12 protein-coding genes are annotated in these 13,499 nt (G+C 38.8%); 6 read left to right on the top strand and 6 right to left on the bottom strand.

What is annotated here, in order from left to right:
- Positions 1-301: 301 nt before the first annotated feature.
- Positions 302-1,834 carry an NHL repeat-containing protein gene (locus CH361_RS02225; RefSeq protein ID WP_244279477.1) on the top strand — a complete coding sequence of 511 codons (1,533 nt, stop codon included), beginning with the start codon at positions 302-304 and terminating at the stop codon, positions 1,832-1,834.
- Positions 1,835-1,851: 17 nt separating this feature from the next.
- Here CH361_RS02225 and CH361_RS02220 read toward each other — a convergent pair whose 3' ends face one another.
- Complete coding sequence (locus CH361_RS02220; RefSeq protein WP_244279475.1) at positions 1,852-2,733, bottom strand: phosphate ABC transporter substrate-binding protein; 882 nt, start codon at positions 2,731-2,733, stop codon at positions 1,852-1,854.
- 28 nt (positions 2,734-2,761) lie between these two features.
- Between CH361_RS02220 and CH361_RS02215 the strand changes: the two genes are divergently transcribed.
- Positions 2,762-4,261, top strand: coding sequence for an OmpA family protein (locus tag CH361_RS02215; RefSeq protein WP_100789181.1), 1,500 nt, complete (start codon positions 2,762-2,764; stop codon positions 4,259-4,261).
- 3 nt (positions 4,262-4,264) lie between these two features.
- Here the strand turns inward: CH361_RS02215 and CH361_RS02210 are convergent, their stop codons facing one another.
- Both CH361_RS02210 and CH361_RS02205 read right to left on the bottom strand, forming a co-directional pair.
- Complete coding sequence (locus CH361_RS02210) at positions 4,265-5,533, bottom strand: lysophospholipid acyltransferase family protein (RefSeq protein ID WP_100789180.1); 1,269 nt, start codon at positions 5,531-5,533, stop codon at positions 4,265-4,267.
- A gap of 48 nt (positions 5,534-5,581) precedes the next feature.
- Positions 5,582-7,990, bottom strand: a complete 2,409-nt coding sequence (locus tag CH361_RS02205; RefSeq protein ID WP_100789179.1) for a sulfatase family protein — start codon at positions 7,988-7,990, stop codon at positions 5,582-5,584.
- 11 nt (positions 7,991-8,001) lie between these two features.
- Between CH361_RS02205 and CH361_RS02200 the strand changes: the two genes are divergently transcribed.
- The 4 genes from CH361_RS02200 to CH361_RS02185 all read left to right on the top strand — a co-directional run bounded on the left by CH361_RS02200 (position 8,002) and on the right by CH361_RS02185 (position 10,558).
- Positions 8,002-8,868 carry an alpha/beta hydrolase gene (locus CH361_RS02200; RefSeq protein WP_100789425.1) on the top strand — a complete coding sequence of 289 codons (867 nt, stop codon included), beginning with the start codon at positions 8,002-8,004 and terminating at the stop codon, positions 8,866-8,868.
- A gap of 14 nt (positions 8,869-8,882) precedes the next feature.
- Positions 8,883-9,320, top strand: a complete 438-nt coding sequence (locus CH361_RS02195) for an FAS1-like dehydratase domain-containing protein (protein WP_100789424.1) — start codon at positions 8,883-8,885, stop codon at positions 9,318-9,320.
- Positions 9,321-9,335: 15 nt separating this feature from the next.
- A complete protein-coding gene (locus CH361_RS02190; RefSeq protein ID WP_100789178.1) occupies positions 9,336-9,755 on the top strand; it encodes a MaoC/PaaZ C-terminal domain-containing protein in 420 nt (139 codons plus the stop codon).
- A gap of 389 nt (positions 9,756-10,144) precedes the next feature.
- Positions 10,145-10,558, top strand: a complete 414-nt coding sequence (locus CH361_RS02185; RefSeq protein WP_100789177.1) for a PH domain-containing protein — start codon at positions 10,145-10,147, stop codon at positions 10,556-10,558.
- A gap of 68 nt (positions 10,559-10,626) precedes the next feature.
- On the opposite strand, the gene CH361_RS02180 is transcribed toward CH361_RS02185, so the two are convergent.
- The 3 genes from CH361_RS02180 to CH361_RS02170 are packed head-to-tail and all read right to left on the bottom strand — an operon-like array spanning position 10,627 to position 13,499.
- A complete protein-coding gene (locus CH361_RS02180; RefSeq protein WP_100789176.1) occupies positions 10,627-11,304 on the bottom strand; it encodes a M15 family metallopeptidase in 678 nt (225 codons plus the stop codon).
- A gap of 58 nt (positions 11,305-11,362) precedes the next feature.
- A complete protein-coding gene (locus tag CH361_RS02175; protein ID WP_100789175.1) occupies positions 11,363-12,256 on the bottom strand; it encodes a VanW family protein in 894 nt (297 codons plus the stop codon).
- Positions 12,246-13,499, bottom strand: coding sequence for a hypothetical protein (locus CH361_RS02170; RefSeq protein WP_100789174.1), 1,254 nt, complete (start codon positions 13,497-13,499; stop codon positions 12,246-12,248). The genes CH361_RS02175 and CH361_RS02170 overlap by 11 nt, the downstream gene beginning before the upstream one ends.

Below are 13,499 nucleotides of genomic sequence, written 5' to 3'. Positions count from 1 at the left end.
ACTAAAATTTGTAGTCCAGTTGGTCTACACGATTTAAAAAAATAATAAACATTTCTTTTTGTGACGAGCGAACAGATAGCGATTTCTCGCCTTCATTCATTTAAGGATAACCCGAAACAAAACCGTTAAAAGAAATTTTACTTTCCATTTAAAGTCACGATTTGCATTACAATTAATTTCTTTTTTAGCAAAATGACTGTTAATGTATCATCCAATAAAATCTAATTGATAAATAATTTATAAATTCACCGATTGTTAATCATTATATTATAAAATATACTAATGATCCATATCACTTTTTATGAAACGAAACCCATCGAAATCCCTAAAAAAATTCAAACTTCTTCTTTTGCTTTTCAACATTTCCATTTCAATGTTTTGCCAACAAAATTCACTCAATCACCATTGTGATCCTAAATCTGATTCATTCTTATCTTCTCTAGTGTTTCAATCGGCAACTTCGGACAAATCAAATTACTGCGGTTTTCATTTAGTCAATGTCCCTCCTCTAGAATTTAACTCATCAAACTATAGATTATTTATCAATTTTCCTGTTTCCATCGGCCCGAAGTATCAAATCAATTCGAATTATTCAATACAAGGTGTTTTACCAGCGGGACTAACTTTTGATTCGATGACCGGAGAAATCAAAGGAACGAGTACAACGGTAACGAGTCCAACTCCAATCACAGTCATTCGAAATAGCCCAGGTTATGCGGTAAAGACAATCTCTCTCCAAGTGGTTGACACAAGTCCCATTTTTGTATATGGACAATATGGATCTTATTCTTGTAGCTCTGCATATAACACAGGTTCCTGTGCGTCAAGCTCTCCTAATAACCAAAATCTAAGTTCTCCCTACGGAGTTGCTGCTGATACTACTGGCGGAGTTTATATTTCAGGAATCAACCGTCTCCAATATTATCCACCTAACTCAATGATATCAACTCGAGTGTATGGTCAATCGGGCTTCTATAATTGTGATTTAGCAAATGTGGACTCTGGTGGGACATGTTTTGGTACTACGGTGAGTGCAAATTCTTTAAATAATGTTCGTGGGATCGGAATCAGTCAATCTGGTGAATTGTACGCAGTTGATATGGGTAATAATCGAGTTTTGCATTTTCCTAATCAATCGAATGTTCCTTCTGTAGTCTATGGCCAATCCGGATTTTCCACTTCAGCAGCTGGAGCCGCGAGTGCGACTTCTTTAAGTACACCACTTGCCGTTGGGATCGATTCTGCCGGGGGTGTTTATGTTTCAGAATCTGCTTACCACCGTATCCTTTACTTTCCACCAGGTTCCACTACAGCGAGTCGTGTGTATGGCCAAACTGGTTTTTCTGGAAATACATCCGGTCTTTCTAATGAAAAAATGAGTAGTCCGAACGGAATGATCTTGGATAAAGATGGCGGCTTGTATGTTTCCGATAACGGAAACAGTCGAGTCCTTTATTTTCCTCAAAATTCTACAACTGCAACTCGCGTATATGGACAACCTGACTTTAATACAAGTGGAGGTGGGGGTGGCCCTCTTGGGCTTTCTGGCCCAACGGGGATTGCACTTGATCAAAATGAAAATCTTTTTGTAGCTGATACAGGTAACAACCGTGTGGTGATGTATCCCAAAACCACTCAAAATGCAGGAATTGCGGCGGTTGCAGTATTAGGTCAGTTTGATGATCTTAATTGTACTTTGAACAATAATAATGGAAGCTGCTCTGGATCAGCACTTGGTCCTAAAAGTCTATATTCCCCTACTGGAATTTTTTTCAATCAATTCGGTCAACTTTACATCGCTGACCGAACCAATAATAGAGTGTTAGTTTACTAAAATTTAAATATAGTTTTTTACTTCACAGGTTCCGCAGATACTTCGACTTCCGGAAGAGAAGCTCTTAAGTATCCCGATTGTAAGACGGCAACTTGTCCTTGTTCGCTAGTGAGGTAGGTAACAAACGCATCAATTTTATCACCTTGGTCGGTTTTATAAATGATAAATAACTCACGTGCTAGTCTATATTTACGGTCATAAACATTTCTTACAGAAGGTGCCACATAAGGATCTTTATCCGTTCTTGCATAATCCAAAGCTTTGATTTTATCTTTGTTATCGACAAGAGCAGATCCCATACCCATATAACCAATGCTATTTGGATTTTCTTGAATGTATTTTGCCATTTCCGCATTGTCTTTTACAATTTTAGTATCTTTGGAAAAAACATTCGATTTATATTTGTTGAACTCATCTAAACCCAAATCTTTTCTTTTGAGAATATGATTTTGAAAGTAGTCTTGGGTTCCTGATTTATCATTACGAATCACGATAGAGATTGGTGCATCGATCCCACCCACTTCTTTCCAGTTTTTGATTTTTCCAGAAAAGATATCAGACGTTTGGATTAAGTTCAGTTTAGAAATTGTATTTTTCTGATTCACAACAAGAGCAACCCCATCGTAAGCCAATCTTACTTTTTCCAAGTTACCCGTTTTACGAAGGTCATCAAACTCTGCTTGGTTTAAGTCGCGAGAAGAAACTGCCATATCAATCTCACCCTTTCGTAATCTGTCAATTCCGGATTCCGATCCACCACCTTCTACTGTTACACGGGCATTGGAATTTACCTTTTCGTATTCGGCTCCTAAATAACGCATCATACTGTTCATGGTTTCGGAACCTGCCACTTTCAGGGTTTGTTTGTCCTTACAAGCGACAAAATTAATTGTAATCAAAATGTAAAAAAGCAGAGAAAGGTTTTTCATGGTAATTCAGGTAAAGCCAAAAATCCATCCTTCGTCAATCGTAAAAACCGCTAGTTTTTTCCAAATCCCCTATCAGTTTTTCAAAAAAATCCCCGATCTTTGTTTTGTGAAGACCCTCAGGCTTTTGATCTTATTCTGTTTTGTAACAATTCTACCTTTGTTTGGTTCAGCGCCCATCCCAACGGAGAAAACTACCTTCCAGTGGAAATGGAAAGAAAACCAGGTTTTAGAACTAAATGAATACCATGACGTATTCTTTCGGGTGGGAACAAAAACGGTAGAAAGAGAAGATAAAAACAGAGTGGTGATGAAACCAAAAAAATGTTCATCTGATTCTTGTTTGGTGAATGCTTTTTTTGATACTTATATTCGATACGGAAAAACATCTGGTCCATTTTGGAAGGACAAAGAATTTTTATCGGACTTTACCCTATTTCGCAATGGTCGCTATGAAGTTCCAAACGAATTCATAATGCCTAACCTTCGCAGTTTTCCCAGTTTTCCCGATACACCGGTTTCTGTTTCGGATGTTTGGAAATTACCCGCAGAAGAGTCTTTTGATTTTAGTGCAGAACGTATCCGAGTCAAAGTCCTTCCCGAATACACGTTTCAAGGGATCGCCCCATGGTCAGAAGGAAACTATAAAGGGAATTGTGAAAAAATAACATACACTTATCCTATCTTTTATAACAAACCAGAAGGGGAAAAGATGGTACCAAATGTACCATACAAAATTTTTGGTTTTGCTTCCGGAACCGTTTTCTTCAATGCGAATCGAGGTGTTCCTGAATTCAAAGAAGTTAAGTTATCATACACATTCATTTACCCGAATGGAACCGTCCAAGAAGCAAACTTTCATATCAAGGGAGTTTATTTTCTTCGCAACCAAGTGAATGCCAAAGACAAAGAGGCCATCAAAGAAGATATCTTGGAAGACTTAATTGTTGGATACACGGGGAATCCAAACCAAACCGGTGAATGGGCAAACGGAAAACCAACCGACCCAAAAACGACAAAACCAATCACTCTGCCAAACAAAAATCTAAATGGAGAAAACTTAGGACGGATCACCGATACAGGAGAAATTCCTAGCCCTGAAAAAACCACAGATCCAGATAAACTCCCCGTAACCGTACGAACTTCCGATGACGGAATTGTGTTTTCTTTGGATTCCATTCTTTTCGATTTTAATGACAGCAAACTCAAACCGGATGCAGAAACGGCAGTGGCAAAAATTGCAGATATTTTAAAAAAATATCCGGATAGGGAAATCCGTGTTTCCGGTCATACAGACAATATTGGAAAAAAAGAATACAACCAAAAACTTTCGGAAGAAAGAGCCAAGTCCGTATTACATTCGCTAGTTGATAATCACAAAATGGACGAAAAACATATTTCCTTTAAAGGTTATGCCGACGATATTCCAATTGTAGCAAACGATACGGAAGAAAATCGCCACAAAAACCGCCGGGTCGAAATTACTTTAGTTTTGGATTAACGACTAACCAATTTGTAAATCTAGTCCCACGGAATACGGAGGGACTATCGGTTCACTTTCTTTTTTTCCACGTTCCAAAAGAGTTTCCATTTCTAAACGCATGTCTGCGAGTAAGTTTTGAATGGCTTCTTTCTTTTTTGATTTATAGATCTGATAGTATGGTGCAATTGAAAATGCGGGTGCGGCAACCACATGGGCAACCATAGCTCTTGATTCTGTTTTTCCAAAGATATGTTTTTCAAAACTACAAATCCATTCCATCAAATGTTCCGCAGACGGCCATTGGATTAAATTTTTTGGTTGTGTGATGATAAAGGCATAAGCCGTATCCACTAACTGTTTGGCTCTACGTATATTTTGATCCGTTAAGGTTTTTGGTGTTGAAGAAAGGGGAGCACCGGCAGCCAAACTGTCCAAAGACATAAAAAGAAGTCGAATTTTTTGAATGGCATTGTCAGAATCATGGAACTTCACATTCAAAATGGAGGCTGCTAAATTCAGAGCAGTATGTCTTGCTCTGCCCAATCTGTAATCAAAATCTTTTCCTGCGGTTTCTGATTTAGGTATCCCTAATTCAAATTCGGTTTCTTCCAACATCACACGACCCACAGTTAAAAATCTACGTAGCAGTGTTCTTCCGCCAGGATAAAGTTTGAGTTTACGTTCGATCCTGGAAAGAGAAGATTCGATTTCGGCAAGGATTGAATCCCGAGATCCAGAAATTTTATATTTCACAAAACTTGGTTGGATCCATAATTCCGCATTTGGATCTTTTTCTAAAGCTGCTTCTAGTCCCCAAAAGGAAACTTGAGCCACACCAGGCATAAACGAAACCAAGTTATCATTTTCACCAGATACCATTCCTTCTGGATACATTACAAGTTTTCCGTCACTTGCAGCTAATATCTGTTTAGCGGTTTTGATGGCATTCCGATTGAGAGTTCCTGAAATTACGGAAAAAGCACCAACCCTTTTGATGAATTCTCCCACCAAACCAAAACCCCAATTAAAAATACTACGTGAGGCCATAAAATGAAATCTAGTTCCAATTTTACTGGCAACATAATAAGCAATGATGGGTTCAAGTTCGCTCGGTTGGTTGGATAAATACATTACCCTTTTGTTTTTGATTTCTCTTAAACGAAGTTCATCTTCTTTTGAAATTTCAACTCCATCAATATTAAAGAGGAGTTTAGAAAGAATGGGAAAACCTAAATCCAATCCCAAGGCAAAAGGAAATTCAAAACGAGGAGGAATAAACGAATCTTTCATACAATTGTCTAGTTAGATTAAGCGACACCCCTTTGCCAATACGAGCAATTATTCGTGAATGTATCCCCAAGTTTCTAATATTTTTTTTACTTCCTTACCCATCTCACGTTGCACTTCCGATTCTCTGGTTCCACTAAAGGCACCGTCATTATACACCCAAGGGAAAGGAGAAGTTGAAAATCCTTGCGGTTGCCTTTCGGAAACAATTAAATCTTCTAGATGGTTCATCGATCTTTGGTACTCTAACCCATACCTTCCAAAACGAACAGGAATCGTTTTTCCATTCCGAGAGAAACTAAAGTTTGCCCCCAGTTCTGGATTTACCGTTTTGAATACCAATTCCTCACCCTGGTTTGCCACTGAAACCGTTGATTCCTTTTGCAAAGAGATGGTTTTGGCAGAACCAGAATTCATCTGGACCGAATTGGAAACTTCCCAATCGTAAATCGATCCTTGGACATTTAAGGATAGGAAATCACGACAAAGGGACTCGGAACAAGGAGGAATCAAAATCCGCAAATGATTTCGTTTTAAAAAATTTTCCCGACGAAAGTCGGCCCTTGCGATCTGTAAAAGGTTTTCACCTTCTGCGAGAGGACTTAGATTATTTTTTTCTTCCGGGTCTTTTTTTAAGTCATACAATTCTTCAGCCATGGTATGAGGTTCTCCTGCGGAAGTTCGCCTAACTGTCGTAAACCCAGGATACCGGCGAATGTATTTGTAATTTTCTGTCCGAACCGATTCCGACATCCTTCCTTCGGTATAAATAAAATTTTCCTTGGGACAATCGCTTGTTATGCGAATACAAGAAGAATAATCGACACCTTTATAGGTAGATTCTTTAGGTAATAAATCTAAAAAACCAAGAATTGTGGGAGCCAAAGATAATAAAGAAGATTGGCCGGGAATTCGGATTTGCCCTCCGCTCGCTTTTTCAGCTTTTTCGGATTCCAAACCACCTAGAACTGACTTCGGAAGTTTGATAAAGTAAGGGACATTAATCTCCTCATCATAATGCGTTTCCCCATGACCAAACCTGGTTTGCATAATGAAATGATAACTATAATCGTGATGAGGACTAAAAAGTTCCCCATGGTCACCGGTCACAATGATCATGGTTTCGTCATAGGTTCCTTGTTTTTTGAGTGCCTCAACAAGTCTGCCTATCTCCCGATCGGTATAATGCATCTCTCCTAAATAACGCTGCACAGGAGATTCATACCGATAAAAAACATCCGTTGGAACCACGGAACGCACCACTGCCATATCCTCTGGTGGCGGTGAATAAGAAGCATGTGGGGTATTCAAATTGAAATGTAAAAAATATGGTTTCTCTTTATACTCCGCAACAAATTGGATGGCTTGGTTTGTGAGAACTTCCGTATCCACAATATCCATTCCCACTTGGAAAGAATTATGGAATCCTAAATCCAAACCCACAGTGGTATAATCCAAAAAGAAAACATTATTCATGATCGTTTGGGTAAAGTAACCGGCTTCGCGAAAGGTTTTGGCTAAATTGTCTCTATTTTTTCCATAATAAACTTTTCGTTGGTAAGGTTTTGTCGAAAACCAAGAATTCCCCAAACCGAGGTTAGATGAATATTCTGAATGAAAAAAAGACATCATCGAAGGTTTGGTCCAGTTTCCGTTGGCAAAAGGATTTTCGAAAAAAACCGATTCCATGGCTATTTTGTCCATTACTGGAGTTACGGAATAAGGATACCCATAAGATCCAAAAAAATCTTTCCTTGCCGAATCAATCACAATGAGAATCACCGATTTCGGTTTTCCAGATTCAGAATTCCCAGAAAAACCTTCGTTTTTTGGATATAACAAAGGTTCGCCGACAAAAAGATAACTGTCCACACTCTCCCAAACCAATCGAAGGGATCCCGATTCCCCAATCTCCAAAATATCTTTTTTAGGATTCCATCTTTCCTTTATAGATCCACTAAGATCCCATTCCTTTAAAACGGTTTCCCCTGAATAAATTTTAAACCGTCCAGAAACTTGGGATTGAAACTCCGTCCCACCTAACAATCCAATGAGGGAAGAAAATTCATACTGTCCTTTTAAAATTTTAAATTCATACTCCTGACCCGGTGGAAAAAAAAGAGAATCCAGTGAATGGTTTAAAAAGATCTCTTTATCTGTATTGAATGTAATTTGTGTATTTTCCCACTTGCGAGAAAGAGGGAGACGACTCTGGCGGCCGGGATTTTTTTTCCAATGATAGGGCAAGAGGTCTTCTGTGATTGCCATTTTTGCTTTGGCATTTCGTAGTTCCAAAACCAAATCCACGGGGAAACGTCTTTCCGATTTGTTCAAACAGCTAAAGAGACAAAAACAGATCGAAAGGGCGAAAGGAAGAATCGCTCGCATATGGAACCAGTTTGGGAAACTGGTTTCCGACGAATAGGAAAAGTTCTTTCTTTTTAGGTTTCCATCGTGCACCTTTGACATCTATGAGTCATTGGGAACAAGCTTACTCCCGCGAGGAGTCTACCTTTCAAAATAAAGATGGCGGATCGATTTATTACCAAGTCTATCGTCCAAAGTCCGGAGTCAAACGTGTCCTCGTTGTCCATCATGGGATCGGAGAACACGGTGGCCGTTACAATTTTTTATTGGAAGCCATGGCAGAACGCAATTACGCCATTTACCTCATCGATGCGAGAGGTCATGGTAAATCCGATGGTAGGCGTGGTGTCATCAATCATTTCTCTGATTTTTTTGCTGATCTCAAAGAACTCATCGACATCGCCAAACGTAACGAAGGTGTTAGTAAGGTAACCTTACTTGGTCACTCCATGGGGGCTGCTGTCACTTTCCTTTATACGGCAACTGACAATTACCAAAATGATTTAGATGCCTACATTTGTAGTGCCCTTCCCATCAAAGTCAAAACAGACATCGTGATGGACATTAAAAAAAGTGCCGGTGGGTTTTTAGCAAAACTGGTTCCCACTCTGACAGTTCCCACAGGTCTCGATGTCAATATGATTTCCCGAGACAAGTCAGTCGTGGAGGCTTACATAAAAGATCCATTAGTACATGGAAACGTAGGTGCTTACTTGGGAGATTATTTACTCAACTGTTATACTTTCGCATTAGAATCGGCTACAAAAATTACTGTGCCTATTTATATGTTCCACGGTAAGGAAGACCAAATTGCCCTTGTCGACGGAACATTGGAAGCCTTTGAAAAACTAGGCTCTAAAGACAAAACCTTGAAAATTTTTGACGGATTGTACCACGAGACCATGAACGAACTTCCTAAAGACAGAGCCATCGTCTTAGGAGAGTTAGTTTCTTGGATCGATAAACACTAAGGAGATAAATGCCAATGGCAGTAACCAAAGATATAGTTGGAAAAAAACTAGATCGTTTTGATTTCACAGTGGAACGAGGAAAGATCAAAGAATTCTGCCTCGCCATCAATGAAAAAAACCCAATCTATTTTGACGTAGAAGAAGCAAAAAAAGCTGGATACTCTGATGTTCCTGCTCCCCCTACTTTCCCTACAGTCATTATGTTCTGGGGATACCCTAAGATTTGGAATGATATGGCCGAACTCGGTATCGACCTTTCCAAAATCCTTCACTTAAAAGAAGAGTATACGTATCACAAAATTCTGTATCCGGGCAAAGTGTACGCACAGTCCGAAATTTCCGATGTAAAAGTGGGAAGAGCAGAGATCGTAACTTTCAAAACAACCATCTATGATGAAAAAAATGATCCTATCCTCTCTGCTGAGATGGCGATCTTCATTCGTAAGGATTAATACAGGAGGCTAACAATGGCAAAAATCGAATTTGATAAAGTAGAAGTTGGTCAGACACTTCCTCCACTAGACGTCCCAGTCATCGAACATGCGAATTTAGTTCGTTATGCGGGTGCCTCTGGAGATTTTAACCCGATCCACAACGATCCTGATTTCGCAAGAAAAGCAGGTCTTGATGGAACCATCTCTCACGGTATGTATGTGATGGCACAAGTGGGAAGACTTTGTACTTCTTGGGCGGAACAAAAAGACATCGCGTACTTTGGTGTGACTTTCAAAGCCATGACCAAACTCGGCGAAAAACTCACTGTTGTGGGAACCATCAAAAAGAAATTTGAAAAAGATGGTAAAAAAACAGTTACTGTGCTTGTAGAAGCGAAAAACGAAGCTGGCGAAGTGAAAGCTGGTGGAGATTTAGTTGTCAACGCAGTATAAGTGAAAAGCTTTTATATCTTTATGATTTTCTAATACAAGATCATAAAAGAATCAAACTTTTAGAGAGCATCGGAGGAAACTTCGGTGCTTTTTTATTGTAACCGCCTATTTGTTTTTTTGTTTGGGCGCACGAGCGGGCTCTTCGGGGTGTGCGTTCGCTCCCGTCCTCGTGGCATTCTCCCACTCAGACCAAGCCCTTCGATCCCTTGCGCGAGGGAGATTGATAGATAGAAAATTGACCTAGGAATCAAAATACTCTTTCGGACAAAAGGATAAGTTTCCTCTGTACTGGATTGGTTGCATTTGATTACAATTCAAAAAACCATAACAATAATTTATTTACAAACCTATAATAAACGATTTCATTCTGGGCCAAGAGAACAAACCCAATGCAAACCATCGAACAAATCAAAACTCAAATTCAATCTTTACTGGTCAATCATCCACATATCAATATTGACATACTGATAGCCTACCATCCAGGTTTTCTTTGTTTGCCTGAAATTTTAGAAGATGGGGAAAAGATCCAAGGCTATTGTATGGGACTTTTGGAAGGCAAAAACAAAAAACTGGGTGCAGGTAAATGGCTTGTGATTCAAACGGGCAATGGATTTCATTTTGTTCGAAAACTTTTATTCAAATCTGGTTTTGATTCCATTTCCTTAGAGCGGACAAAGGTAAAAAAGATAACCACAAAGATGGGTTGGTTTTTTGGAAAGATCCAATGGGAAACAGAAGAGGATACAATTGAGATGTTACAGATTGGAAAGAAGGATTATGAGTTTTTTGTGAAAGGGTTGTGAAGGGGGATCATGTTTTCATAAACCGACAGATGTGATCTGGGTGGATGTATAATCTTCCTAATCCTCTCCTACTCCAATTCCTCAAAAGGAATGTCTAAAACTTCAAATCCGGAACAACCCACAAAGTCATAATGCCACCACTCTGTTTTGTTCACGCGAAACCCATGTTCACTGAGCACACGAATGAGAGTGGTTCGGTTTTTTAAAATTTCGGGATCTGCAACGGGGGCCTCTGCCCACGCCTCTTTTCGAAAGGAATCATATTCTGTGGGCATAGAAAGTTCTTTTTTGGTTTTTGAATCCACAAGAGTCAAATCAATCGCACAACCTTTGTTATGCCTAGAACCCGTTTTTGGGGATGCTACATATCTTGTATCTCCAACGATTTCAAAAAATTTGACAGTTGCTGCATAGGGCCTATAAGCATCATAAATTTTGATAGAATATCCAAGTTGCAAAAAATCTTTTTGTGCAAATCCTAAAGCCTCGGCCACAGGTTTTCTCGCAAATGCTTTTGCCTCTTTGTAAATCACCTGTTTGGTAAAGTTATTCGCAGTAGCATATTTGATATCCAAAACTAAACTCGGAATTTTCTTTTCTAAGTTAATGAGTTCCTTGTTTTGATTTTTTTGAACCGATAGTTGGTAAGTCGGACGATCCAAGACACTTGGTTTGTTTTCCGTGGATTCGGAAACTAGAGATAAAAAAGGAATTCCCAAACAAACTGCGATTATAATTAGTTTCATATCGTTTTTACCAATCCTATAACCATTTTTTCAAGTTCGCATAACATTTGTATGTGATCTATGTTAAATTAGAATCACGAGAACCAGAACCTTGTCTTCCCTCTTCCAAAAGTGGCTCGTACATCATCCAAGCGACGTTTTCTGTTACTAGTTCATCATCCAAAATTTCTTTTGTACTTTTCGAAATCTTTTTCTTTCGGATGGCATTCCTTCTGGTATATCCCCCCCAAGGTTCCGCATGAAATCCATGATAGGATTCATAAACTTGATAGGAAAAAGGAATTTCCACATCGGAATACCATTCTCCTTTTAAGAAATCATCCTCAATCCAGAGATGCAATACAAATGTCTGTTTGGTTGTATTTTTGATCTGTAAATCAATATAATTATAAGACAAAGTGGCACCAGACCCAAAAGGTAATGTCCTTTCGGAATCAGGAAAGATATCAAAGCTATGGCGCCATCGTTCTTTGATTGTTAACGGAGTATGTAAACTCATCCAATAGATAAGATTTGCCATTTGACAAAGGCCACCACCGGTGCGTTCGATAAAACTCCCGTTTCGTAATTGCATCCCGGGCAAATACCCTTTTCGTTTTGTTGGTTTTCCAACAAGATACCAAAAGGAAAACACTTCTCCAGGATTTAAAACTAAACCATCTAACTTTAGAATGGCGATACTTAAATTAACCCTTTTGTTTTCTTGAAGATACATGGGTACATCTTTCAGTTTGCGATAAATGGGTGAGGAATGTTTGAAAACAGAAATAGGAAAGAGATGAGATAACTCATTGAAAGATATTTTTGTGCTCGCAAAGGATTTTCTTTCGAGAAACCAAACCAAATACCGTTTCCATTGAAAATAGATTTTACCGAGAAACAAACGAAGGTTTCCACGATTGACCCTTTGATGCATACCGGGAATGGATTTTTTTTTGAAACTAAATCCCATACGATTGTTTTCTCTTTAAAAAACTAGGTCGTTTTCGATATGGATTCTTCCAAGACTTTGCCACCGAAAGAAGTTTCGAGTTACGTTTCTCTAACCACAAACGGTAACGTTTCCAATCCTCTTCCAATACCATTTGGTATTCTCCCAAAGGCTCAATCAAAGTAAAAATCGGAGTGTTCGGATCTTCTTTACTGGCACGAAGGTTTTCAAAACGAATTCCATACACAAGTCGGTAGATCTTTGTACCAGAAGGAAGTTCCGAGATTGCCTTTTCATCTGGCTCCCAGGATAAACAATCTTTTCGAAATTGAAAATGATAAAATTCACAAAACCCGTGATGAGCCACAAGCAAACCATTATTAGAAAAAGTGGCAGCCTTTTCTCCTGGATCCCACATTTGTTCATAGGGATAACGAAATAAATTCGGGGAATTGAAAACGGTATAGGCCCATAAAATAAAACTGACGCCCGTAATGAGGTATTGTTTCCAATTTATGATCGTAAAAATTTGAGAGAGAAGGATGAGGGAAAGAAGGATGCGGTATTGGATGTCGGCAAAATGAAACAAAGGTAAAACGAGTAAAAATCCCATAAACGCAATTGTCCTTCTAAAGAGGAGAACCGTATGAGAAACATTCTTTTCAAACACCATAAAGAACCAATCCCATAAAAATCCGACACCAGCGATTCCAAAGGCAAGTAAGATAGGAAATCCATGTGTTTCAAATGTAATTCGCTCTCCGAGTTCTTTGGGAAGTATCAAAGGAAGGAAAGCCACAAAAAGGAAAAGTATGAGATCAAATTTTCTTGGTATCTTGTATAAAACAAAAAGTCCAAGTCCTAAAATTCCGACCATTGAGTGAAACCATAAGGCAAAAACAAAACTGATTCCTAGATAGATCCATTTCCACCGAAGATTTGTGGAAAAATAAAATCCAATCGACAAAATCAGAAATCCCAATGCCCAACTTTGTTTTGGATATAAAAAACTCAAAACAAAGAAGATCACACTAGGAAGTCCAAAGGAATTCAAAACCAATTTTCTTGCGATTATGATAGATAGAAACAACCAAACGGAAGTTAAAATTTGGAAAGCAAATAGGGACTCGTCACTCGTTCCGAAGAATCGAAACAAAAATGCTACAATATGAAAAACGGGAGAATGGTCTGGTGAATGCAATTTCCCCGTTTCAATCAGGGAAACTGCCTGGACACCATACCAATAGATATCCTTACCGAACAA

The sequence above is a fragment of the Leptospira brenneri genome (genome assembly GCF_002812125.1).
In the GTDB taxonomy this organism is placed as follows: domain Bacteria; phylum Spirochaetota; class Leptospiria; order Leptospirales; family Leptospiraceae; genus Leptospira_A; species Leptospira_A brenneri.
The sequence above is the reverse complement of the archived record's forward strand: the minus strand, read 5'-3'. Positions and strand labels throughout refer to the sequence as shown.